The 23,115-nt window shown below is 66.5% G+C and carries 24 protein-coding genes and 2 pseudogenes; 13 read left to right on the top strand and 13 right to left on the bottom strand.

Going from position 1 to position 23,115, the window contains the following annotated elements; translation table 11 throughout:
* Positions 1-111 precede the first annotated feature (111 nt).
* Together ACVWZ8_RS19520 and ACVWZ8_RS19515 are read left to right on the top strand one after the other, a co-directional pair.
* Positions 112-1,311, top strand: a complete 1,200-nt coding sequence (locus ACVWZ8_RS19520) for an alkaline phosphatase family protein (RefSeq protein WP_456505540.1) — start codon at positions 112-114, stop codon at positions 1,309-1,311.
* A 142-nt stretch (positions 1,312-1,453) separates the two neighbouring features.
* Positions 1,454-2,821, top strand: coding sequence for a serine hydrolase domain-containing protein (locus tag ACVWZ8_RS19515; protein ID WP_456505539.1), 1,368 nt, complete (start codon positions 1,454-1,456; stop codon positions 2,819-2,821).
* 19 nt (positions 2,822-2,840) lie between these two features.
* Here the strand turns inward: ACVWZ8_RS19515 and ACVWZ8_RS19510 are convergent, their stop codons facing one another.
* Complete coding sequence (locus ACVWZ8_RS19510) at positions 2,841-3,185, bottom strand: hypothetical protein (RefSeq protein WP_456505538.1); 345 nt, start codon at positions 3,183-3,185, stop codon at positions 2,841-2,843.
* A 155-nt stretch (positions 3,186-3,340) separates the two neighbouring features.
* Here ACVWZ8_RS19510 and ACVWZ8_RS19505 point away from each other — a divergent pair, with 155 nt between their 5' ends.
* Positions 3,341-4,633: a class I SAM-dependent methyltransferase gene (locus ACVWZ8_RS19505; RefSeq protein ID WP_456505537.1), complete on the top strand. Its 1,293-nt coding sequence runs from the start codon at positions 3,341-3,343 to the stop codon at positions 4,631-4,633.
* Here the strand turns inward: ACVWZ8_RS19505 and ACVWZ8_RS19500 are convergent.
* Positions 4,630-5,295, bottom strand: a complete 666-nt coding sequence (locus ACVWZ8_RS19500) for an alpha/beta hydrolase family protein (protein ID WP_426977648.1) — start codon at positions 5,293-5,295, stop codon at positions 4,630-4,632. The genes ACVWZ8_RS19505 and ACVWZ8_RS19500 overlap by 4 nt on opposite strands.
* 52 nt (positions 5,296-5,347) lie before the next feature.
* Here ACVWZ8_RS19500 and ACVWZ8_RS19495 point away from each other — a divergent pair.
* From ACVWZ8_RS19495 to ACVWZ8_RS19480, 4 genes and pseudogenes are all read left to right on the top strand, one after another.
* Positions 5,348-6,346, top strand: a pseudogene (locus ACVWZ8_RS19495) (pirin family protein).
* A gap of 31 nt (positions 6,347-6,377) precedes the next feature.
* Positions 6,378-6,563, top strand: a complete 186-nt coding sequence (locus ACVWZ8_RS19490; RefSeq protein ID WP_456505536.1) for a hypothetical protein — start codon at positions 6,378-6,380, stop codon at positions 6,561-6,563.
* 40 nt (positions 6,564-6,603) lie between these two features.
* Positions 6,604-7,848, top strand: a complete 1,245-nt coding sequence (locus tag ACVWZ8_RS19485; RefSeq protein WP_456503559.1) for an ISL3 family transposase — start codon at positions 6,604-6,606, stop codon at positions 7,846-7,848.
* A gap of 36 nt (positions 7,849-7,884) precedes the next feature.
* A pseudogene (locus tag ACVWZ8_RS19480) lies at positions 7,885-8,109 on the top strand (GNAT family N-acetyltransferase); the annotation flags it as partial.
* A 9-nt stretch (positions 8,110-8,118) separates the two neighbouring features.
* On the opposite strand, the gene ACVWZ8_RS19475 reads toward ACVWZ8_RS19480, so the two are convergent.
* The 5 genes from ACVWZ8_RS19475 to ACVWZ8_RS19455 form a co-directional block, all read right to left on the bottom strand.
* Positions 8,119-8,754 (bottom strand): TMEM175 family protein, encoded by a 636-nt coding sequence (locus ACVWZ8_RS19475; RefSeq protein WP_456505535.1) that lies wholly within the window; start codon positions 8,752-8,754, stop codon positions 8,119-8,121.
* Between the two features lie 34 nt (positions 8,755-8,788).
* Positions 8,789-9,538: a CDP-alcohol phosphatidyltransferase family protein gene (locus ACVWZ8_RS19470; protein WP_456505534.1), complete on the bottom strand. Its 750-nt coding sequence runs from the start codon at positions 9,536-9,538 to the stop codon at positions 8,789-8,791.
* A 93-nt stretch (positions 9,539-9,631) separates the two neighbouring features.
* Positions 9,632-10,102 (bottom strand): hypothetical protein, encoded by a 471-nt coding sequence (locus ACVWZ8_RS19465; RefSeq protein WP_456505533.1) that lies wholly within the window; start codon positions 10,100-10,102, stop codon positions 9,632-9,634.
* Positions 10,099-10,515 carry a cupredoxin domain-containing protein gene (locus ACVWZ8_RS19460; RefSeq protein WP_456505532.1) on the bottom strand — a complete coding sequence of 139 codons (417 nt, stop codon included), beginning with the start codon at positions 10,513-10,515 and terminating at the stop codon, positions 10,099-10,101. Before ACVWZ8_RS19460 ends, ACVWZ8_RS19465 begins: the two co-directional genes overlap by 4 nt.
* A gap of 248 nt (positions 10,516-10,763) precedes the next feature.
* Positions 10,764-11,066 carry a DUF4193 domain-containing protein gene (locus tag ACVWZ8_RS19455; RefSeq protein ID WP_354248109.1) on the bottom strand — a complete coding sequence of 101 codons (303 nt, stop codon included), beginning with the start codon at positions 11,064-11,066 and terminating at the stop codon, positions 10,764-10,766.
* Between the two features lie 628 nt (positions 11,067-11,694).
* Between ACVWZ8_RS19455 and ACVWZ8_RS19450 the strand changes: the two genes are divergently transcribed.
* Positions 11,695-11,961, top strand: coding sequence for a hypothetical protein (locus ACVWZ8_RS19450; protein ID WP_426977658.1), 267 nt, complete (start codon positions 11,695-11,697; stop codon positions 11,959-11,961).
* A 99-nt stretch (positions 11,962-12,060) separates the two neighbouring features.
* Here ACVWZ8_RS19450 and ACVWZ8_RS19445 read toward each other — a convergent pair whose 3' ends face one another.
* Positions 12,061-13,953 (bottom strand): transketolase, encoded by a 1,893-nt coding sequence (locus ACVWZ8_RS19445; RefSeq protein WP_456505531.1) that lies wholly within the window; start codon positions 13,951-13,953, stop codon positions 12,061-12,063.
* Positions 13,954-14,260: 307 nt separating this feature from the next.
* On the bottom strand, positions 14,261-14,638 hold the full coding sequence (locus tag ACVWZ8_RS19440; RefSeq protein ID WP_426977662.1) for a hypothetical protein: 378 nt from the start codon (positions 14,636-14,638) through the stop codon (positions 14,261-14,263).
* A gap of 238 nt (positions 14,639-14,876) precedes the next feature.
* Here ACVWZ8_RS19440 and ACVWZ8_RS19435 point away from each other — a divergent pair, with 238 nt between their 5' ends.
* On the top strand, positions 14,877-15,587 hold the full coding sequence (locus ACVWZ8_RS19435; protein WP_426977664.1) for a response regulator transcription factor: 711 nt from the start codon (positions 14,877-14,879) through the stop codon (positions 15,585-15,587).
* On the opposite strand, the gene ACVWZ8_RS19430 is transcribed toward ACVWZ8_RS19435, so the two are convergent.
* Together ACVWZ8_RS19430 and ACVWZ8_RS19425 are read right to left on the bottom strand one after the other, a co-directional pair.
* On the bottom strand, positions 15,535-17,016 hold the full coding sequence (locus ACVWZ8_RS19430) for a sensor histidine kinase (RefSeq protein ID WP_456505530.1): 1,482 nt from the start codon (positions 17,014-17,016) through the stop codon (positions 15,535-15,537). The two genes, ACVWZ8_RS19435 and ACVWZ8_RS19430, sit on opposite strands and share 53 nt — an antisense overlap.
* Before the next feature lie 332 nt (positions 17,017-17,348).
* The gene (locus ACVWZ8_RS19425) at positions 17,349-17,852 is read right to left on the bottom strand and encodes an HtaA domain-containing protein (RefSeq protein WP_426977668.1); all 504 of its coding nucleotides are present in this window, start codon (positions 17,850-17,852) and stop codon (positions 17,349-17,351) included.
* A gap of 195 nt (positions 17,853-18,047) precedes the next feature.
* Between ACVWZ8_RS19425 and ACVWZ8_RS19420 the strand changes: the two genes are divergently transcribed.
* The 3 genes from ACVWZ8_RS19420 (at position 18,048) to ACVWZ8_RS19410 (ending at position 21,219) form a co-directional block, all read left to right on the top strand.
* On the top strand, positions 18,048-19,034 hold the full coding sequence (locus tag ACVWZ8_RS19420; protein WP_426977669.1) for a S1C family serine protease: 987 nt from the start codon (positions 18,048-18,050) through the stop codon (positions 19,032-19,034).
* Positions 19,035-19,781: 747 nt separating this feature from the next.
* Entirely contained in the window at positions 19,782-20,720 is a 939-nt protein-coding gene (locus tag ACVWZ8_RS19415) for an AfsR/SARP family transcriptional regulator (RefSeq protein ID WP_456505529.1), read from the top strand.
* A gap of 184 nt (positions 20,721-20,904) precedes the next feature.
* Positions 20,905-21,219 (top strand): hypothetical protein, encoded by a 315-nt coding sequence (locus ACVWZ8_RS19410; protein ID WP_456505528.1) that lies wholly within the window; start codon positions 20,905-20,907, stop codon positions 21,217-21,219.
* A gap of 60 nt (positions 21,220-21,279) precedes the next feature.
* On the opposite strand, the gene ACVWZ8_RS19405 is transcribed toward ACVWZ8_RS19410, so the two are convergent.
* Complete coding sequence (locus tag ACVWZ8_RS19405) at positions 21,280-21,900, bottom strand: L-threonylcarbamoyladenylate synthase (RefSeq protein ID WP_426977674.1); 621 nt, start codon at positions 21,898-21,900, stop codon at positions 21,280-21,282.
* A gap of 576 nt (positions 21,901-22,476) precedes the next feature.
* On the opposite strand from ACVWZ8_RS19405, the gene ACVWZ8_RS19400 reads away from it, so the two are divergent.
* Positions 22,477-22,806, top strand: a complete 330-nt coding sequence (locus ACVWZ8_RS19400; RefSeq protein ID WP_456505527.1) for a hypothetical protein — start codon at positions 22,477-22,479, stop codon at positions 22,804-22,806.
* On the opposite strand, the gene ACVWZ8_RS19395 is transcribed toward ACVWZ8_RS19400, so the two are convergent.
* Complete coding sequence (locus ACVWZ8_RS19395; protein WP_456505526.1) at positions 22,793-23,110, bottom strand: PAAR domain-containing protein; 318 nt, start codon at positions 23,108-23,110, stop codon at positions 22,793-22,795. The two genes, ACVWZ8_RS19400 and ACVWZ8_RS19395, sit on opposite strands and share 14 nt — an antisense overlap.
* Between the last annotated feature and the right edge of the window lie 5 nt (positions 23,111-23,115).

Below are 23,115 nucleotides of genomic sequence, written 5' to 3'. Positions count from 1 at the left end.
CTCACAGGGAATACTGAGCAACTATGGGGGCAGCCCTGATCCGCGTGTGGGAGAGTTCCAGCACTGGGCTGTTTGCCCCCGCCGGGTCGGTCAACGAGAAAGCCGGAAACAATGAGCCGGAATGCCGCAAAAACTCTGGGGTTCAATGTCACGGGACGTGCCGCGTGGCTGACTTTCGCCGTGATCCTCGCCCTGGCAACAGCCGCCTGTACCCCGACACCGCCGGACGGTGGTGGCCCGCCCGGCACGGGCTCGGCGACGGCCGCCCCCAGTACCGGCGCTCCTAGTACCGGCACCCCCAGCAACGGCGCCTCCGCCCGGCCACAGTCCCCGACGGCGGCGCCAGGGACCGGGAAGCCCGGGCATGTGTTCGTGATCAACCTGGAGAACAAGGGCTACGAGAAGGTCTGGGGTGCGGGCTCGGAAGCGCCGTACCTTGCCAAGACTCTTCGCGCCAACGGCGTGCTGCTGTCCGATTACTACGGGATCGCCCACCACTCCAACGCGAACTACCTGGCGCAGATTTCGGGACAGGCATCAAACGCCATGACCCGGGACGATTGCCCGACGTACGCCCCGTTCACGCAGACCGGGAGCGCCGGCCAGGGGCAAGTGCAGGGCACGGGCTGCGTCTATCCGGCGTCGGTTCCCACCGTGGCGGGCCAACTCAGTTCGGCAGGAAAGACCTGGAAAGGCTACATGGAGGACATGAAAACCCCCTGCCGCCATCCCGAGCTCGGTGCCAAAGATGATGACCAGAAGGCGAAGGTGGATGACCAATACGCAACCCGCCACAACCCGTTTGTGTATTTTGAAGAGATCACGTCGTCCCCGGAGTGCCAGAACAATGTCGTCGACTTCACCGAGCTCGCCGGGGACCTGCAGTCCATCGCGACGACGCCGGCCCTGTCCTATATCACGCCCAACTTGTGTAACGACGGGCACGACGCCCCGTGCGTCGATGGAAGTCCTGGTGGCCTTGCCAGCGCCGACAGCTGGCTCCGACAGCAGATTCCGGCCATCCTGGAATCGCCCGCCTTCAAGAAAGACGGGGTGCTGGTCATCACGTTCGACGAATCTGAAGGCAACACCGGCGGGCCTTCGGGAATACCGGGTGGAACGGCAGGGGGCAAGATCGGCGCACTGGTGCTCTCGCCTTTCACCAAGGGGGGCACGACGTCGGATAAGCCCTACAACCACTTCAGTCTCCTCGGCAGCATAGAAGACATCTTTTCCCTGCCGCATCTCGGATATGCCGGGGCGCCGGGGCTGAACCGTTTCGGGGCCGACGTCTTCAACGCCCGGTCCTGATCGAACCTGAGCGAACCCTGAGGGAGGCTCCGAGCGGGACTCTTCTACTACCCGCCGCCATGCAATAAATTGGGACTCATACGCCGGTACGGCAGCCTACCTACCAGTCGAAGACTGCAGCGAGCACCGGCTGGAGTCCAGGATGACGACACCGCTTGCCCACACGAAGCGCACGACGCTCACGCGCCGCTCACTCACCACCCTCTGTACGGCCGCTGCGGCCCTGCTGCCGGCAACAGCGTGCGCCGCACTTGTCCCTCCCCAATCCGAATCAACGGCAACGGCAAGCGCGACGCCAAGCGCAACGGCGGCGGCAACCGTGAATTCCGCAGCTTCGACAGCTCTCCTGCCGCTGGACAAGGCAAGGTTGCGGGAGACCTTTGAAACCCAGGCGGACCAGTTGCTCGTGCCCGGCGCCGTGATGTTCTTGCGCACGCCCGAGGGGGACTTCAGCCTCAGCTATGGCGTCAAGAGACTGGGAGGAAGCAGCCCCGTATCGTTGGCCGACCACATCAGGATCGGTTCCATCACGAAGACCTGGACCGGCGCCGTCATCCTGCAGCTCGTGCAGGAAGGCCGGCTGAAGCTCGGTGACCCGGTGTCGAAATACCGGCCGGACGTTCCTAACGGGGACAGCATCACCATCGAACAAATGCTTAGCATGCGCAGCGGCCTGTACAACTACTCTGAATCGTACGAGCTCAACCTGGCCATGGACACGAGGCCGCAACGGGTCTGGACGCCCGAGGACCTGGTGGCAATCGCCCTTCCTCTTCCGGTGTACTTCGCCCCGGGTGAGGGATTCCACTACTCGAACACGAACACCGTTCTGCTGGGGCTCATAGCGGAGAAGCTCGAAGGCAAACCGCTGGGCGAGATCATCCGGAAGCGGATACTCCGGCCGCTGGGCCTGACGCAGACATCGTTCCCGCCGTCGGAATCGAATGAGCTGCCCGCGCCGCATCCGCGCGGCTACATGTTCATGAACAACGTCCTGACGATCGCCACGGCAAAGCTGCCGGCCGACTTGATCGCCCGGGCCCAGGCCGGAACCCTGTTGCCGAACGACTACACGAATTCGAACCCGTCGTGGACCTGGGCGGCCGGCCACGGCATCTCGACCGCCGGCGACCTCGCCAGCTGGGCCGAGGCCATCACCGCCGGCAAAGTCCTGAACCCGGAGATGCAGAAGATCTGGCTGGACAGCCCCCGGCCGGTCAACCCAGGCGACCCCGGCGGGGCGCTGTACGGACTGGCCCTGGCGAAGTTCGGAAACCTCTACGGACACACGGGCGAACTGCCCGGTTTCAACACTTTCATGGGCAGCGACCCGGTCAACAAGGTGACGCTCGTGGTGTGGACGAACCTCGCGCCCTCGGCCGACGGACGCGACCCCGCGGCGACGATCTCCAAGGCACTGCTTGGGGAGCTTTACGCCCCGGCGGCCGCACCACCGCCCACGCCGTCGCAATCTCCTGGGCCTGCGGCAATGGCGGAGAGCGGACCCTAAAGGTTTCCCCCTCGTGGGGTCAACGGCGCAGCGTGCGGATCACGCCGCGTACGGAGAAGCCAACGGCGCAGACCAAGGGCGCCAGCCCGGCGAGCAGCGCAATGGTGTTGGGCCGGAACACCACGTGTCCGCTCCCGCCACGGCAATAGACGCCGAGCGGGAGCACGAAGCCGCCGCCCCCGCCACCGGACGCGCCGCCGTCGGCAGCAGCAGTGCCGCCGGCTTCGGAACCGCCACCGAAACCGAAGGACACCAGCGCCACCGGGACCAGTTCCTCGCCGTCCACCTGCACGGCAGCCCCGTAGGCCCTGGCCACACCCACATTCTTGAACGTCTCTGCGAGAGACGGGAGAGCATCTGTCATGACAACCACCGTAGGCATCCCGCCGGGGGAGCACCAGAGGCGCCGGGATCCCGTCCCGGGCCGCGCCGAGGATTCAGGGCCGTCCGGCCCCTGTTCGAACGCGCGGACTGCGCATAGATTTGGCCAAGGAAACCACTGGACGAGAGGTTAGGGACATGACGACAACGACGGGTGTGGCAGCACGGCTGGCCGGAGCGCTGGCCATTATCCTTGGCACCCAGGAGATCCCGCTGCGGCTGCAGGCCTGGGACGGCTCGGAAGCGGGGCCAGCAGACGCCCCGCTGATTGTATTCCGGTCACGGCGGGCCTTGCGCCGGATGCTGTGGTCGCCCGGGCAGTTGGGCCTCAGCCGTGCGTACGTTTCCGGAGATATCGATGCTCCCGGCGATGTCTTTGCCAGCTTCGCCGCGCTGAGCTCCGGCGGCAAATTCGCCGAACCCGGCCCCTTCCGACGACCCGCTCTCGGCGAGCTCGGAACGATTCTCAGAACCGCCGTGCGGCTCGGCGCGCTCGGGCCGAATCCGGCGCCCCCGCCGGAGGAGGCAAAGATCGTCCGGGCCGGCCGCCGGCACTCGAAGAAGCGCGACGCCGCCGCGATCTCACACCACTACGACGTGGGCAACGACTTCTACGCCCTCGTCCTTGGCCCGTCGATGGTTTACTCCTGCGCGGTCTGGGATGACCAGCGCACCGGCCTGTACGCCGCCCAGGAAGCCAAGATCGACCTCGTCTGCCGCAAACTGGGACTCCAGCCGGGCATGAAGGTGCTGGATGTCGGCTGCGGCTGGGGCAGCTTTGCCCTGCATGCCGCCCAGCGTTACGGGGTCGACGTCGTCGGTGTCACCCTCTCCACGGAACAGGCGGCGCTCGCCGGCAAACGGGTGGCCGACGCCGGGCTGACCGAGCGGGTGGACATCCGGGTCCAGGACTACCGCGACGTCGGCGACGTCGGCGACGGGCCGTTCGACGCGATCAGCTCCATCGGGATGTCCGAGCATGTCGGCCGCGAGCAGATGCCAACATACGTCTCACAGCTGCATGGGCTCCTGCGTCCGGGCGGCCGGCTGCTCAACCACGCCATCTCCTGGAACGCCGGCCCCACGGACCCCGACCCGGATTCCTTCATTCCCCGCTACGTCTTTCCCGACGGCGAGATGCTCAGCCTCGCGGAGACAATCGGCGCGCTGGAAGCCGGCGGCCTTGAGGTGCTCGACGTGGAGGCGCTGCGCCGGCACTACGCGCTGACGCTGCGGGCGTGGGTCCGGAACCTGGAGGAACACTGGAGCGAGGCCGTGCAGTCCGCCGGCGAAGGGCGGGCCAGGGTGTGGCGCCTCTACATGGCCGCGAGCGCCTTGGGCTTCGAGGCCGGTATTACGGGCGTGAACCAGGTGCTCGTCCAGCGCCCAGGGGGCACCGAACCGCCACTGCGCCGGACTGCCTGGACCTAGGCTCGCCCTTTCATGAATGCCACGACCGGGCCCGCCAGCGATGCCCCCACCTCCTCCGTGCTGCGCTTCCTGCCCGCGACGTCGAAGGTGTGACCGCCGCCCTCGCACCACTCCAGGGTTGCGGACGGTCCGATCCGGGCAACCACGGCCTCGAGCAGCTCCGGGGTCGCAAACGGGTCGCGCGTGCCCTGCAGGAAGAGCATCGGCAGGGTCAGCCCGTAGAGGTGCTCATCGCGGAGCTTGTCCGGCTTCCCCGGCGGATGGAGCGGGTAGCCGAGGTAGACGAGCCCGGCGGCAGGCATTCCCTCAGCCACCGCCATCGAGGCCATGCGCCCGCCGAAGGATTTGCCGGCGGCCCATAGTGGTTCCCCGTCCGAGCGTGCAGCGGCCTCATCCAGGGCGGCCCGCCACGCAGCGGTGGCCGCCGGCGGCCTGTCCGGGAACTTCCGCCCGGCCTCGCGGTACGGGAAGTTGAAGCGCAGCGTCGCCACAGACTCCTCGTTCAGGGCCCGGGTGAAGCCGGCGAGGAACGGATGCTCCATCCCGGCCCCTGCGCCATGGGCGACCACGAGCGTGGCGAAGGGGTTGCCGGGCCGGGCGTAGACACCGGACACGGACGACTCGCCGACGGTGATGGTGACGGGGGACTCGGGAGTGGGCATGACTCCATGATGCCGCCTGTGTGGACCGGGCGGTAATCACTAGGCTGTCCTCATGAGCAGTACCGAGGTTGCGCCTCAGGAAATCCTCTGCGAAGCCGACACGAGCTGGGCAGGGGTGGAAATACTGGTCCCGCGGGACGTCCCGCTGGGCGGGCCCCGGGCGATGGACGTCCGGCGGGACCCTTCCCCAACGCCAGCGCAGCCTCATCGGCGCCTGGTGCTTCCTGGACCACTACGGGGCCCGGACCGCGTGGCCGAAAGCGGTGGGATGAGGGTTCCACGGCACCCTCACACCGGGCTGCAGACCGTCAGCTGGCTGTTCGCCGGCGAGATCGAACACCGCGACTCGGCGGGCTTCCACGCCGCCGTGCGGCCGGGCGAAGTCAACCTGATGACCGCCGGCCGCGGAATCAGCCACTCGGAGTTCTCCATGCCCGGCACCGATGTCCTGCACGGCGCGCAGCTCTGGATCGCCCTGCCGGACAGCGCCCGCCGCATGGAACCCACCTTCGAGCATTACCGCCCCGAGCCGATCAGGGGCGACGGCTCGGCACTGCGGGTCTTCCTGGGATCACTCGCCGGCTCAACCTCGCCGGTCACCACCCATACGCCCCTGCTGGGCGCGGAGATCGTCCTCGACGCCGGGGCGACGTTGTCGCTCCACATTGACCCGGGCTTCGAACACGGACTGCTGGTGGATGAGGGAACCCTCGGCCTGGACGGGCGCCCCGTCCCGAAGGACCACCTGTCCTACCTGCCGACCGGACGCGCATCGCTGACACTGACCGCCGGCCCGGAACCGCTGCGCGTCCTGATGATCGGCGGCCAACCGCTGGGCGAAAAAATCGTGATGTGGTGGAATTTCGTGGGCCGAAGCCACGAGGAAATCGTCGGGTACCGGGCCCAATGGCAGGCCGAGATCGGCGCCGAAATCCGGGCCGAAGCCGGCGGGGGAGACGAACGCCCGCGCTTCGGCGCCTTCCCCGCCGGGGAACCCGCACCGCTGCCGGCCCCGGTTCTGCCGGCCACCCGCATGCGCCCCCGCGGCTGACCGACCCCACGCGACGAGAAGCGAGAGAGCGATGAGCCCGATCATCATCCGCCAGAATCCGGAGCGCAGCCGCTTTGAAGTGCTCGACGCCGGCACCGTGATCGGGCGGGCATACTATGTGGATCGCGAGGACGACGGGCTTCGGATCTTTTATGGCTCTCCTGACGTACGTGTGGGTCAGGGTTTGTGTGCTATGAGGGCATGGGTAGCCCGGTAGATTTGGGAGTTCTCACACTGTCCAAATTTCGGAGCTACCCATGCGTGCTACTACTCTACTCAACCGCGTCTTGAACCTGACGGGGGTCCGGGTTGTTGATGTTGATCCCGGCTCCGGTGGTCCCATGCTGGTGCGGGTGGCGTTGAAGGCCCGCAAGCGCCTTGACTGCCCGCACTGCAGTTACTCAACGATGGCGGGATATGACACCCGCTGGGCGGAATCCACGTGGCGGCATCTGGATTTCTCCGGCAGGGTCCTGGTGCTCACAATGCTCCGCCGGCGCCTGGTCTGCCCCGGCCACGGCGTCGTGGTGCAGGGCGTGCCGTTCGCCCGGCCCGGCTCCCGGTTCAGCACGGACTTTGAGGACATGATCGCCTGGCTGGTCATCCGGGCGGACAAGACCACCGTCTCCCAGTTCGCCCGGATAGCGTGGCGGACCGTCGGGGCGATCTGTGAACGCGTCGTGGCCGAACAGCTCGACGAGAGCCGCTTCGAAGGCCTGCTCAATATCGGGGTGGATGAGATTTCCTGGCGCAAACACCACCGCTACCTCACCCTCGTCTCCGACCACTCCACCTCGAAGATCGTCTGGGGTGCACCGGGGAAAAACGCGGCGACACTGGATGGATTCTTCAAAGAAATCGGACCGGTGAACACGACGGCCATCGAGGCCGTCAGCATGGACATGGGGCCCGCTTTTGCCAAGTCCGTGAAGACCAACGCCCCGGACGCGGTCATCTGCTACGACCCGTTCCACGTCATCCAGCTAGCCACGAACGCGCTGGAATCCTTCCGCCGTTCCATCTGGCAACGCGCCCGTGAACTGCCCGATCAGCACATCGCGAAGAAGTTCAAGGGAACCCGCTGGGTGCTGCTGAAAAACCCGCAGAACCTGACCGAAAAGCAACAAGTCACCTTGGCCGGGCTCGAACGCACCGGAGGGCTGCTCTGGGACGCCTACCAGCTCAAGGAATCCCTCCGGGAAGTCTTCGCCGGCGACCTCAACCCCAATGACGTGATGGAGATGATCACCACCTGGTGCGACCTCGCCGCCAAATCCAACATCCGCGAGTTCGCCAGGGCCGCCGCCACGATCCGATCCCACACCGAAGGGATCTACGCCGCCGTCACCAGGAAACTCTCCAACGGCCGCCACGAAGGACTGAACAACAAGATCCGCACCATGACCCGCCGCTCCTACGGATTCCACACACCCGAAGCCGCCCTCGCCCTGATAATGCTCGCCTGCGGCCCCGTCGAGATCGAACTCCCATACCAGAAATAACCGAACCCACATTCACGTCAGGAGAGCCTCTTTTATCACACCGTCATTGATGACGAATATTCGGGCAGGGGCCTCGCGGGCAGGCTGGCAGCCCAAGCCCTCAACGAGACCGTGGCTGCCGGCTCCACGATCGTCCCTGTCTGCCCGTACATCAAGAAGTATCTCGAAAAACACCCCGGCTACTCGGCAAATGTTAAGAGGCCGAACCCTGCCATCCGGGAGTTTCTGAGCGGGTACCTGGCGCAGCGCACCGGGCGCTGAGCAGGGCCGCTAGCCCCTGGATTCAGGGCTGCTGGAATCGGGGCTGGTGGATTGCCCGTGGGGCTCAGAGCCGTGTGTGAGGAAGCGCTCGACGCGGCGGTCCGGGATGAGCCACATTGCCGCCACGCCTGAGTACACGCCGAGGCCCAGGGCGGGGTGTACGAGGCTGAGGCCCATTCCCAGAAGATAGAGGATAGGGGAGCCCTTCCCCTTCCAGTCCCTGCCCAGAGCTACGTCGAGGGGGCCGCCCCGTCCCTGCCGGCGGATCAGTGCTGACTTGAGAACGTAGAAGGCGATGGCGGCGAGGAGCAGATTCAATCCGTACACCAGCACCGGGACCTCCGCCAGGTCCGCGCTGTTCATCCAGCGGGTGGTGAAAGGGAACAGAGACAACCAGAACAGCAGATGCAGGTTGGCCCAGAGTATCCCGCCGCTGATCCTTCCGGCCAGGTGAAGCATGTGGTGGTGGTTGTTCCAGTAGATCCCCACGTAGACAAAGCTCAGTACATAGCTGAGGAGTGTCGGCATCTCCTCGAGGAGCGAGTGCCAGGTCGGTTCCGCGGGGACGTGGAGCTCCAGGACCATGATGGTGATGATGATGGCCAGCACGCCGTCGCTGAAGGCCTCGAGCCGGTTCTTGTTCATCAGGTGGCTTTCATCGAGCGTAAGTGCGAGGAGTCTACGCCCGGGGAACGACGGCGGCCAGATCGTCGCGGCGCAGCCGTTCCAGTTCAACGATGTCGCGGCCGAAGGAAAAGCCGAGCAACATGAAGGCCACCGCGACCGCTGTCCTGCCCAGGGCAGGCGGGACACCGGGGATCAGGGCCAACAGCAGCGCGGCTGGCTGGAAGGCACCGATGACTTTGCGGGCCATATTCGGTGGCAGGGGTTCCCTCAGCGACGGCCGGAACCAGCCGGCGGCGAGGAAGGCGTAGTACATGAGCCCGAGGCCCAGGGTCCAGGGGCCGGTGGTTCCCGCGGTGGCGCAGGAGAGCACGAGGACGAGGGCGCCGTCGGTGTCTGTATCCAGGCGCGAACCCGCCGCGGACGCGGTGCCGGTGAACCGGGCTACCCGCCCGTCGACGGCGTCGAGCAGAAAAGCGGTAGTGCCGAGCACGGCGATGATGCCGCCCGGAACGGAACCGGCCATCAATCCGGCGACGGTCAGTGCCGCGCAGCATGCCACCAGCACGGCCCGGACCAGCGTGACGCGGTCCGCGGGGGTGCACAGCGGGGGATCGCGACGGAGAACGGACGCGGCCGCGCCGCCGATCACGCCCGCGCCGGCGGCAAGGGCGGCGGCGAGGGTCAGGTGCTGCGGAGCGGCGTCGGGGAGGGTGGTCAGGCAGAGCCAGGTGCCGGCGGCCAGGAATGCACCCATCGCAGCCGTCACGTCAGCCACCGCCCGATGCGCCGTCCTGCTGTCCATGAACCACCTCGCCGCCATGTTAGCAAGAAGCGCAGGCCCCGGCTTCAGCACGCCGGCGGGACACGCCGGGACACTGTGGCTCCGCTGGCGGAGTCAGGCCGTCGGCCGCGGGGCGCGGGTCCCGTCAGCGCGCACGGTCCGTCCGGCCCGGATGAATCCAATGCCGGCCAGCACTGCCCCGGCCGCTTCAGCCACCGCGCTGAGTGACTTTTCGAAGAACCAGGTGGGGTCGTACATGGCGGGGAACGGTCCGAACGCCGGGATGTCGACATAGCGGTAAAGGACCACGGCCGCAAAGGCACTCAGGGCCACCAGCAGGGCTACCGAATAGGCTGCCCGGCTCCCGCGCAGCAGGACATACAGCGCGGCCAGAATGGCCGCGGCGGCCTCGAGCAGGAAGAGGGTGCCCTGGCCGATTCCGGCCGAACTCCCGGCCTGGTAGCCGGGTGCCAGGTGAATATGGACGCCCGCGTCGATGACGAGGGCGAGGGCGATCAGCCCCCGCAGGGGCAGGTCGTTTCCCCGTACTCGGGCGGCACTGCCGGTCCTACTTGGCGCGCTCACTTGACCGTCAGCGTCCCGTGCATGCCCGGATGGAAGGTGCAGTGGTAGGCGTAGCTTCCAGGCTGCATTGGGGCGGTAAAGGTGCCGGCCCCGCCGCTGCCCTTGACGTCCACATCAAACGCGGACCCCTCGTCTGCCGTCACCGTATGCGCGGCGCTGTCCATATTGGTAACGGTCACCGTGGCACCCGGGGAGACGGTGACCGGCGCGCCGTACCCGAAGTCCTTGATGGTGATGGACGCCGCCGCATTCGCCGGACTGCCCGTGCCCTGGCTCACCGTTGCAGTGGCACCCGGGGGCGCCGACGACGCCGGGGCCGGGCTCCCGCCACCGCCCGCGCAACCTGCTGTGCCGGCCAGGATCAGGGCCAGCACCGGGACCAGCAAGCCAGCCCGGACCTTGCGAGTATTCATGGCGCACCATCCGCTGCGGTGGAATGACAGTTACAGGAGGACTTACTACGCTCCATTGTGCGCCCGCCGCGACGAAATAGCACCGGAGTTCCGATGTTGTCCGGCCGGGTCGGCGGGGACGACCTCGCTTTCAGTCGCCTCCGGCCATGTGCCGGCGGGCGCCGCATCATCAAAGAAGAGGAGCCTATCGAACCGCGCCGCGCACAGCATGCCCGGCGCGGTCCTGGCGCTATTTTGAAGCGGTCAGGCTAGCTGAGGCAGTCTGCGCAGTACGCGTGACCCGCTTTTTCGCGCGCGAGCTGTGAGCGGTGCCGGACGAGGAAGCATGAGTAGCAGGTGAACTCGTCTTCCTTCTGCGGGATGACCGTGACGGTCAGTTCCTCGCCTGAGAGGTCGGCGCCGGGCAGTTCCACACCCTCTGAGGTGTCGGCCTCATCGAGGTCACGGGCTACGCTGCGTGCATCCGGAGCATTTGCAGAGCGAAGGGCCTCCAGAGAGGCGTTGCGTGATTCCGCGACGTCGGATCGTACTTCGTCATAATCGGTTGCCACCTGGTTGATACTCGATTCTGTTGTTCGGGGTTTCCCGGGATTGAACCGTACAGCATCCAACCGTTAATTAGCTGGCTGTATTGGGCGTCCGTGCAGTGACCCTCGCGACACCGGCTGCCGGGACAGGATTGCCAGCCCTGCCAAGTCTCCTGACACTACCCCCGCCGGAGGCCTATTCTTGTGCTACCGGCACTTCACTGCGCGAAGCAGTGACGGGAGGTTGTGGAAGGTCGCGGTCACCGTGGTCAAGCTACCGTTCGGGCATTCCGAGAATGCCCACGAGACTACTCCAAAGGCCCACGAGCACCGAGCGACTGCGTGGCTGAAAAGGGAGAGCCAGAGGACCAGCCAGAGGATGGGCGGATTGTTCATCGGCTCCCATGAGGCTCCCTTGCCGCCATGCGTGACGTGTCTCCAGGGGCATGAGGTCCGCTCCGGCGAAACCACATGCGACCACGGGCACCCTGTCGGCTGACAGCGCTGCGCGAGAGCGCTGAGGCTTCCTTTGCCACGGTCCCAATTGTGACATCCTGCTCTGTTCGCTGATCGTCGCCCGGATTTCACGTGCCGTTAATTCTGGAGTCTTAGGCTGGATTCCTGAAGCACCACCCGCCAGAAGGGATTCATCATGGCCGACATTGCTGCGGTGCTGGGACGGCTCACACCTGAGGAACTGGACGGACTCCGATCCCTCGGCCCCCGAGGGCACCTGAGCAGGCAGCTCACCGATGCCTTGGACCGTGCGGCCGGCGGCCCGGGTGCGGGACGCGGCTACTACGTTCCGAGCGGCAGCGTGAGTCCCACCGGCGGACCCCATCTTGTCCTGCGCAGCGACGTCTCCGGCTGGCTCTTCGGAGCCGCATCGCAGCTACCGCTGAAGGAACCTCCCAGCTGAGGGGTTCCTCCCGTTAGGCCGCTGCGCCGCGCCTCGGGTTGGGCGAACAGGAGAACGCAGGATCGCTGGCCCTTCAGCGTGGAGGTGGGCGATTCCAGGTCAGGCGCCGATCAGGCTGCGGGCTGCGGCAACGATGTGGTGTGCGGAGATGCCGGCGGCGTCGAGCAGGTCCTGGGGTTCTCCGGACGTGGGCAGCCCCTTCACTGCGAGCAATGCAATGTGGAGTTCTGGGGTGTTTGTGCTGGCGAGGGCTTCGAGTACGGCTGAGCCGATGCCGCCTTGGGGGTAGTGGTCTTCGGCGACGACGATCCTGCCCCCGGTCTCGAGGCAGGTCCGGCGCAGGGTGTCGACGTCGATGGGTTTGATGGAGTAGAGGTCGATGACGCGGGCCTTGATTCCGGCGTCGGCCAGGTGCCCGGCGGCGGTGAGGCATTCGTGCAGGGTCACGCCGGCGCCGATGAGTGCCACCTCGTCGTCGGGGCCGGCGTTGTGGATTTTGCACCCGCCGAGCGGGAACGTCTCGTCGGGCCCGTAGATCACCGGGTAGGCTCCGCGGGTGGCGCGCAGGTAGGAGATTCCGGCGGTGTCGGCCATGGTGTGAACGAGCCGGGCGGTGGCGGGGGCGTCGGCCGGATACAGCACGGTGGAGGTGTGCACGGCGCGCATGGCGGCAATGTCCTCCAGCGCCATTTGCGAGGGGCCGTCCTGGCCGATTTCGACGCCGGCGTGGGTGCCGACGAGCCGGATGCTGGCCTCCGATACTCCTGCCATCCGGATGAAGTCGAAGGGCCGCGAAATCAGGAAGGCGGCGAAACTTGAGGCGAAGGCCACGTAGCCGCGGACCGAGAGCCCCACGGCGGAGGCGATGAGCTGCTGTTCGGCGATGAACATTTCGAAGTATCGTTCCGGGGCGGCGTTTTTGAATTCTCCGGCGTGGGTCGAGTTTCCCACTTCGCCGTCCAGAACGACGACTTCGGGGCGGGCGGCCAGCGCGGACACGGCGGCGCCAAAGGCGGCCCGGGTCGCCACCTTGTCGCCCACCTCCCAGCGGGGCAGGGTGACCGCAGCCTGGGGGTCGGGTGTGATCGCGGGTGTGCCGGGTTCGGGGAGAGCCGTGGTGATCTGCAGGCTGCCGGGCCCGCCGAGGCCGGCCACGGCGCGTTCGGCCATATCCGGGGGGAGGGCTTTGCCGTGCCAGCCGTTCTTGTCCTCCACTTCGGGCACACCCTTGCCCTTGATGGTTTTGGCCAGAATGACCGTCGGTTGGTCGGGATCGGACCGCGCCCGGGTGAGCGCCTCATCGATGGCGGCAAGGTCGTGGCCGTCGATGACAAGGGCGTGGGCGCCGAAGGCCTCCACACGCCTGGCGTAGCGGTCCATGTCCCATTGGAGTTCGGTGGGCCCGTCCTGTCCGAGCCGGTTGACGTCCACGACGGCGGTGAGGTTGCCGAGCCTGTAGTAGGCGGCCTTGTCCAGGGCTTCCCAGATGGAGCCTTCGGCCAGTTCGCTGTCCCCGCACAGCACCCACGTGTGATAGGGCAGCCGGTCCAGGTACCGTCCGGCCAGGCATACTCCCACCGCGTCAGGAAGTCCCTGGCCCAGCGATCCGGTGGCCACATCGACCCAGGGGAGGGCGGGCGTGGGGTGGCCTTCGAGCCGGCTGCCGAACTGCCGGTAGGTATTGATCAGTTCGTCCTCCCCGACCACGCCGACGGCCCGGTACATGGAGTACAGCAGCGGGGAGGCATGGCCCTTGGAAAAAATGAGGTGGTCATTGTTAGGCAGTGACGGCCGGTCCCAGTCGTAGCGGAGGTGCCGCTCGAGCAGGACGGCCATGAGATCCGCAGCCGACAGTGACGAGGTGGGGTGTCCGGATCCGGCCCGGGTGCTGCACCGAATGGAGTCCACCCGCAGCTGTGTGGCCAGCGCGCTGATGACACCGGCCTGTCCTGTGGTCATCGGCACCGGGGTTTGTCGCTGATGATCGGTCATGTCAAGTGCCTTTCATGCGCTGGAGACTCGTCCTGTCCGGGCCGGTCTACCCCTGCCATGCCCGCACTTCCCGGAGTTCCGGAAGATTCACCTGGGAACAGCCCCCAAAGGCTCGGAGCACTTGTGCGGTCGACTTATAGGCCGGTGAACCGTTCAAACGTGTCTTCGGTGCCGCGGCCTGTCCTGAGCCGGGTATTACACCCGTACAGCCGCCGGCGGCGACCGGAACCAAGACCCGCGCACCGGCCACACCGATCTGTCGGCCCCAGTCAGCCCGTCGTTCTTCCCCAACAGACCTGATGCGGGGTTACTCCTTGTCGGTTCCGGCCTTGCGTTTGGGATCCACCGTTCCGCCCTTACCGTAGTCACCCTCGGAGTACTGGCCGATTTCCGACTCGGCGGTACGGCCCGGAACCATCCCGGCATCGCCGACGTCGCCCTTAACATAGCGCCCGGACTCCTTGGCCTTGTCGCCCAGCGGTTCGGGCACACCGCCCTCGCTGCCAGCCGCACCGTAATCACCTTCGATGTACTGGCCTTCCTCATCGTCCGTGTGGCGGCCGCCCTGCCTGCCGGCCTTGCCGTAGCTGCCTTCGACATACCTGCCCCGGAGCTCGGGTTCCTCGCGATTTTCCGCACCGCCCGCGTCCTCCGCGGGCTCTTCGAACTTGCTGCTGTCGGTCATGATCTTGCCTTTCCCGCGACGAACTGATGCGTCTGCTCCGGCGCATTTCAAGTCTAGCGAGGGCAGCTGCGCCGCAACAGGGCAACCGCGTCAGTACGGACGGCCGGCCTCGACCTCCCCGACCTTGTCGTGGACGGCTGCATAGTGAAGAGGGCGACGGCGTAAGGGTGTAACGCCGTCGCCGCACCTATGCTGGTACCCGGGGCGCCATACTGTCTCTCAGGAGAGGAGGCGGGCAATGAGGATCCTGCTGGTCGAGGACGAGAAGGTGCTGGCCGACACGGTGCGCCGCGGACTGTCGAATGAGGGCTTCGTCGTGGACGTCACCCATGACGGCGTCAGCGGGCTGTCAGCCGCGACGGAGAACGCCTACGACGTGATCCTGCTCGATCTTATGCTGCCGCTCAAGAACGGCTATGACGTCCTGCGCGAACTGCGGCAGCGCCGGATCTGGACTCCGGTGCTGATGCTGACGGCGAAGGACGGCGAGTACGACCAAACCGATGCCTTCGACCTGGGTGCCGATGACTATCTGACTAAACCGTTCAGTTTCCTGGTGCTGGTCGCCCGGATCAGGGCATTGATCCGCAGGGGAGCGCCGGAGCGGCCTGTCGTCCTGACGCTCGGGACCCTGACGATGGACCCGGTCAACCGCCGTGTCCGGCGGGGCGAAACGCTCATCAGCCTCACGCCAAGGGAGTATGGGCTCCTGCACTACCTCATGCGCCGCCATGACCAGATCGTGTCAAAGGCGGACATTCTCGACAACGTCTGGGATTCTGCCTTCGAAGGCAGAGACAACGTCGTGGAGGTCTACATCGGTTACCTGAGGCGGAAGATCGATGCCCCGTTCGGCGTCCAGACCCTGGCCACGGTGCGCGGCATGGGCTACCTGCTCAGCGCCGACCGGATCCCTGAGTCCGCGTCCGCACCACCGCCCCGGGAGTGACCGGAGCAGGAGCCCAGGGGTCCGCTTGCGGGAAGAGAATTTCAAAGCGGCATTCTCCAGTGGGGCTCTCCGTGGCACGGATGGAGCCGTGGTGCGCCGCCATGATGCCGGCGGCTATGGCCAGGCCGAGGCCGCTGCCGCCGCCCTCCCGGGACCGGCTTTCATCCAGCCGGACAAACCGCTCGAAGATCCGTTGCCGGTCCGCTTCAGCTACCGGCTCTCCGTCATTGTCGACCCACACCACGGCCCCGTCGCCGTCGGAGTGCAGGCTGATCCGGATCCGGGACACGGCATGCCGGTCCGCGTTGTCCAGTACGTTCCGCAGCACCTGCGCCAGCCGCCGGGCATCGCCCTGGATCCGGACGGGAGTGAGATTGGCCGTGACCTTGTGCCGGCTGACCGCGCGCAGCCGGCGGACTTCCTGATCCACCACATCGTCAAGGTCCACATCGGCGTCCTCCGGAGCGAGGCCGCCGTCGTTCGTCCGGGCCAGGGTCAGCAGGTCATCCACCAGGTAGCGCATCCGGACAGTTTCGCCAGCCAGATCATCCTTCAGTTGAAGCCACATCGCGCCGGACGGATCCGACGCCGCGATCTCCACGCCGGCGCTCAGGGTCGCAAGGGGACTGCGCAGCTCGTGGCTGGCGTCGGAGACGAACTGCCGCTGCTCACGGTCCGAGGCCTGCAGACGGTCCAGCATGGTGTTCATGGTCAGCGCGAGGGCCTCAAGCTCGTCCCTTGTGGGCGGGACGTCGACGCGACCGTCCAGGCGTTCGGCGTTGATCCGGGCCACCTGCCCCCGGATTCTTTCAACCTGGCGGAGCGATCGACCAACCAGAAGCCACACGGAAACAGCCACGACGGCCAGCAGCGGTGGCGTCGCCCCCAACATGAGCCACGCCACCGTGGAGACGGTGTCCGCTTGGACCTGCACGGACGAGGCGACGACGACCACCACTTCCTGGCTGCCCACCCGCGCGCCGGTCGCGACTATGTGGAAGTCGTCGTCGTTGCCGATGTTCGGCAGGCTGGAGACGTCCTGGATCACCGTGTGGCCGGGTGCTGGCCGAAGTGCCGACAAGGGCTGGTCGACGGCCTTGGGCTCCGAGCCGGCCAGCACAGTACCGGCGGCATCGACGAGCTGCACGTACTGGCCAGCGTATCCGGTTGAAGTGACGTATTCGATCGCGTCCTCGATGTCCTGGTCCACAGCCAGTTGTGCGATGACATCCTGGGTTTTCTGCCGTGCCGCCGACTCCGTCGCGGCGGTCAGGGTCGTCTCCAGCAGCGCGAGTAGGACCAGCCCGCCGACCAGCAGCGCCATGGCCACGACGGCGACGGCGGCCGCGGTGGACCGCTTGCGCACTCCCCAGCGGGTCCGGCGACGGCGGGAGCGGCTGGCCCTGGAATCGGACGGGACCTGTTCCATGTTCCAAGAATGGGGCAACCGAGCGCCCCGGACAACCACAAGCCAACTTTTCTCCGGGCCCGGCGCCCCGGGATGCGACTTCTCAGCGTCCTCTCAGGTGCTTTGAGGGACAGTGGGTGCAGGACGAAATTCAATAGGGGAGGGACGGGGAAGGACCCGCTCCCGAACCACCGCCCGGGCCACGAGCCGCGGGCCCCGACAGGCTACCGGCCGCACGCTCTCCTCAACCAGTGTGCGGCCGGTCATCGTGTGCAGTTGCTGCAAATCAGGCAGCCGGTCCCGGCCACCCCCGCGGTGCTGGAACGGACCGAAATCATCCTCTGGACGTACCCTTATGCGGCGACCCGGATGAACAGCGGGTCCATCGGCTGCCCGGAGGCGTACTGGCCGTCGAAGAGTTCCGATCCTTCGGGCGAAATCACGACGTCAACGTGTTCCCAGAAGAGCGACCCGCCCACGTTCCTGGGCGCCCCGGACCGCAGTAGTGCCACTGCGGTGCGGTCCTGCCCGTCGTCGTCGCCCGTACTGATGGAGAGGATCCCGCGTCCGCCGGTGAATGCTATCCACGGGTCCAGCAGCCGGACAAACATCATGCCATGGTGGCCGGCGAGACGGACGTCGCCCCTGAATCGCAGGATGCCGGTGCCACGGACGGCGTCGTAGTCGGCAGCGCCGGGGGCGAAGCGGAACAGACCGGCTTCGTCAACGGTTGCGCCGTTGACCGCCGATACCGCGCCGTCCGGCAGGCTGTTGATGTAGTCGATGAAGCTGCGTTTGATGCCCCAGCTAAGGCCCAGCGGGGGCAGCGGATCGGGCGAAGCGGTCGCTGGACTCACGAAGTTCTCCTGTGGCTGAGAGGCTGGTCTGCTTCTGAGCCTAGCGGCGGATCGCCGGGTGCATGAACTGCTGGCCTTCGACCGCGACGCGCCGCGTAGTCCGCAGCGGATTTCTCTGACGGCGTACGGTGCCCAGGACTATGGGCACGGTGCCGGTGGTTGACTTAGATAAGCACGAGTCAAGGGAGGTGCGCCGTGGCAACTGCGATCAGAAGGGTTGGTCCTGGACCGGAGGCGTCCGAGGACCCGCTGGATTCCTATTCAGCGACCGTGGTCCGGGTGGCCGCGACCGTCACTCCGCACGTTGCCGCGATCGAAATGACCGGCAACGGACGCGGTGGCAGGTTCCGGGTGGGGGCCGGCTCGGCCGTCCTGTTCACCTCCGACGGTTTTCTCGTCACAAACGCCCACGTGGTGGCCGGCACCCAGGGCGGACACGCTGTTTTTGCCGACGGTACCCGGACGGCCGTGGACGTAGTGGGCGCCGATCCGCTCTCGGATCTCGCCGTCGTCCATGGCAAGGCCCCCACTGCAGCGCCAGCAGAGTTGGGCGACGCGGAGACGCTCAGGGTCGGGCAATTGGTCATCGCCGTAGGCAATCCGCTCGGACTGTCGGGCTCGGTGACGGCCGGCGTGGTCAGCGGGCTGGGCCGTTCCATTCCGGTGTGGTCCGGGCGCAACCGTCGCATGATCGAGGATGTTATCCAGACCGATGCCGCACTGAACGCGGGCAGCTCCGGTGGCGCGCTCGCGGACGCCCGGGGTCGGATCGTCGGCATCAATACCGCCGTGGCCGGCGCCGGACTTGGCCTGGCCGTCCCGGTCAACGCCACCTCGCGCAGGATCATCGCCTCGCTGCTCAAGGACGGGCGGGTCAGGCGCGCCTACCTCGGCCTCGTCAACACGCCTGTCCGGCTGCAGGCCAGCGCCGTGGTCCGCACCGGGCGCAGGGAGGGCTTGCTCGTCGTCGAAGTCCTCACGGGGTCACCCGCCGAGCGTGCCGGACTCCGTGCCGGAGACATCCTCCTGAGCGTCGGCCTGAAAGCCGTCTCGAACGCCGAGAGCCTGCAGAAGCTGCTCTTCGCGGAGGCCATCGGGGCGCCGCTGGAGCTGGCGCTGATGCGCGATGGCACCGAAATGCGTGTCATTGCGGTTCCCGAGGAGATGACGGAAAAAAACTAAGCAGGAGGGAGGTCCGGTAATTGCGGCAAATTGCGGCCGTGGCGTCCCTGCAGTGGACAATTTGATGGCTTTGAATTCCTGCTTTGCTATTGGCGGCAATGGATGCAGGAAACTCCGCGGCGTTCACTCGCTGTCAGGCCGCTGCCGTGAAGGGTCCCCGGGCTCCGGCCCGACGCCCCACACGCATCCGCCCGCCACCGCGCCCCAGCCCTGCCGACGGATCAGACAGTGGGAACATAAGATGAGTTGCCCGTAGGTCGACTCGAGGGGGTCGGCGTCCGTGACCGACTCGAAAGCGCGGGCTGGAGCGTGCGTCATTCCAATACCTCGCACTCGCATGCACACCCGGACGCTCCGACCGTAGGAGCAGGAACTTCCGAAAATCTTGTGCTGCGGAAACCGGCAAGGACCCGCGCTTGACTCGGCTCGGCGGATGCCGGCGCCCACCCGCGCGCCTGGGCTGTCCGGTGTCCAGGAAGTACCGCCACTGGGTACCGGACACCTGCACTATGCACGAGATACTTGGAAAAACCTTTAAGCGATTACTTGGCCATACTTACCGTGGTACTCGACTTTCTCCGGGCGCCAAGTCGGGTAGCTTCGTTGCTTGTTGTGGCAGGTTGGGCGTGTCACGGTTTTCTTAGAAAGCCGGAAGGAACACAGTCTCGTCACTTCATTGTTCCGCGTTTATTCCGATCTTTCGAAGAGTGGTTGAGATCTTCACAGCTGGGGAAATCGGAGAACATCGTGGAAAATTCAGCGGGACCTTCACCGTCAATTTCTGTTCGTCTATTCGGAACCTTTGAAATACGCCGTAACGGTGCAACGCTCACAGCGACTGACCTGGGCGGATGCAAGCCGCGGCACATTCTGGAAATACTTCTGCTGAACCTGGGGACGCCGGTCTCGAAGACCCGCTTGATCGAAATTCTCTGGGGCGCGAGTGCCAGCGAAGGGGCCGTGGCCACCTTGGAAAGCTACGTCAGCGGCATCCGCCGGGCCATCCAGCCTGGGCAGACCAAGACGGGGCCGCTGCGGACCGCCAACAGTGGCTATGTGCTGGATCCGCAGCTCGTGGATCTGGACCTTTGGGACTTCCGGCAGCTGGTCCGTTCCGCCGGCCAGGCCTCGCCTGCCGACGCCTACCCCCTGTTGCTCAAGGCGCTGGAGGTGTCCGCCGAGCCGCTGCTGGGGTTCGAGCTCGTCGCCGATTGGGCCGACGAGGCAAGGACGCGCCATTCAGCCGAAAAGGTAGCGGCGCAAATCTTCGCAGCAGAAACCGCCGCAGTCCTGGACAAGACGGACGAGGCCATCCACTGGGCGCAGGCAGCCATCCGCTCCGAGCCGCTCAACGAAAGGGCCTGGACCGTCCTCGTGACGGCGTACGAACGGGCTGGGCTGCCGGTTGAAGGCCTGTCAGCGTATGACCGGTGCCGTCGCCTCTTCGACCACGATCTGGGATGTGCACCCGGCCCCGCCCTGCAGGCCGCACACCTGAGGCTCCTCCGCCAGCGCGCCGAAGGAAACGCCGAGCTCTCGGAAGTCCTGGCAGCGCTGCTCTACCTCGGCGAACGGCTCGATGGACCCAAGCGCCAGCCGCACGCTGCGGCGGAGTCCCGGCGGATGCACGAGAACGCCGGCAGGGTCCTTGATTCATTCCTGCAGCGGGTCCGCGCCGCCGTCTGACCCACGAACGCGCCGCCGTCTGACCCACGAACGCGCCGCCGTCTGACCCACGAACGCTGACCGCAGCACCTGCGCAGTTAGCTTGATCACGTGGCGTGCGTTCTTCGTAAATCCGGGCGTGTCTGGCCCCATACTTGGAAGGACCCCGGCGGACTTCCCCGACCGCCAGGCATGAGGAGGGTCGATGAAAACCTTGAGAAACGTCGCCAACAACGAGTATTTCCTCGCGGCGAAAAATGTCGTCACCAACGAATACTTTCCCGCTGCGGCGGTGCTGTTCGGCGTGGTCCTGTTCTGGACCCTCGGACTGTTCGGCGGGTTGTCGCTGTTGAGCAGCAACCAGACACTCTTGACCACGCTCAGCTGGTTGCTGTTCGTCTACACTGCAGCGGTGCTCTCGCCCCTCGCGGGACTTCTGGCCGTCCTCGATTTGGCCCGCCGGTGGCGGCGGAACCGACGGCACGAAGCGGAGCATACCGGCGGCCAGGCCTCAGTCTAAGCGGCTGCCGCCAGCGGTTGCCGGACCGAGACCCGCCGCGCGTGCGGCCCCAAGGCAGGCCTATTCGAACCGGGAAGGGTCACCCATTCCGCGACGGACGATTTCCGCGGCGCCGCTGGAGTAGTCGATGACCGTCGTCGGCTCGGCCCCGCAGTCGCCGGAATCGATCACGGCGTCCACCACATGGTCCAGCCTCTCCTTGATCTCCCAGCCCTGGGTCAGCGGCTCTTCCTCGTCCGGCAGGAGCAGCGTGCTGGACAGCAGGGGTTCGCCGAGCTCGGTCAGCAGCGCCTGGACCACCCTGTTGTCCGGGATGCGCACGCCCACGGTCTTCTTCTTCGGGTGCAGCAGCCGCCGCGGAACCTCTTTGGTGGCAGGCAGGATGAAGGTGTAGCTACCCGGCGTGACGGCCTTGATGCTGCGGAACACGTCGTTGTCGATCTGGACCAACTGGCCCAGCTGCCCGAAGTCCTTGCAGACCAGTGTGAAGTGGTGCTTGCTATCGAGGTGGCGGATCATCCGGATCCGGTCCAGAGCGTCCTTGTTCCCCAACTGCGCGCCAAGGGCGTAACAGGAGTCCGTGGGATAGGCGATCAAGCCGCCGGAACGCACGATTTCAACCGCCTGCTGAACCGAACGCTGCTGGGGGTTTTCGGGGTGCACATCGAAGTATCTCGCCATGCCACGAGCTTACGCCCGGCCGCGGCCCGGCCGCCTGCGGCGCGAACAGGAGTCCGCTCATCTGCTGGAGCCGGCCATCGTCGAATTCTGCCTCAAAGTCTGCCCGAAGGCGCCGTGTTCCTAACGCACGTGCCCCTCACGCTGGATGCGTAGTGGATCAGGACCTTTCGCCCGAGAACCACAACGGGCGGACCGTTTACGAACGGAGCAGGACGCAATATGGGTACCCGACGTCGAGGCACTGCCTGCCTCGTTTTGGTCCTCCTGCTCGGCGTTGCAGCCTGTGGCCCCGGTATCCCCGGGCCCACTGAATCCCCTTCGTCGCCCACCCCCACGTCCGCTCCGCAGACGTCCGGAACCCCGTCGCCCACCCAGTCCACTGAGTCGCCCGGTCCGTCGCCCACCCAGTCCACTGAGTCGCCCGGTCCGTCGCCCACCCAGTCCAGCGAGTCACCAAGTCCGTCGCCCACCCAGTCCAGCGAGTCACCAAGTCCGTCGCCCGATACGTCTCCAAAACCTCCGGGACCGACCTGTACGTCGTCCCCGGGGACCGGGATCGGGTGCGACGCCGTCGCCGTGCGTGATCTGTGTTTCGACGTCGCCGGCGGGACCGGGTGCGACGCCGTCGCCGTGCGTGACATGTGCGCCGGCGGGACCGGGCGCGTCGCCGTCGCCGTGCGTGATCTGTGTTTCGACGTCGCCGGCGGGACCGGGCGCGACGCCGTCGCCGTGCGTGACGCCCGTCGAATTGCAGGCGGGGACATGCGACCCCACAGGCACGGCGGTGACGCCGACAATGATGGCGACACCGGGTGTGACTCCGTCGCAGGCTCAGCCGTCATGCCCGTCCCTGGCCGCCGCTCCCTCGCCATGAGTGTCCGGGGCGGATCAGTCATCCGCCGATGATGACGGTGGGACACCCGGGGCCCGGCGCGATGGGTGTGCCGTGGAGACTCAGGTCACTCACCCGGGCGGCAGGAAAACCGCCGATCAGGACGGTCAGGCTGCCGCTCGCGATTCCGTTCGGTGCCGGCGAGACGCAGACGATGCCACCGGGCATGGAATTGGCGACGGCCGCCGGCATCCCGCCGATGAGAACGGTGACCACGGCCGCGGCGGCTGTGACGGGCCCACCGCCATGGGGTTTGGGGCCGTCGAACATTGGACACATCGCCGTGTCTCCGGCGCGAAGGGCAGGCCCGGTGGGCATGGGGA

Source organism: Arthrobacter sp. UYCu723, from assembly GCF_054059215.1.
Note: the sequence above shows the minus strand (reverse complement) of the source record. Positions and strands in the feature narration are given on the sequence as shown.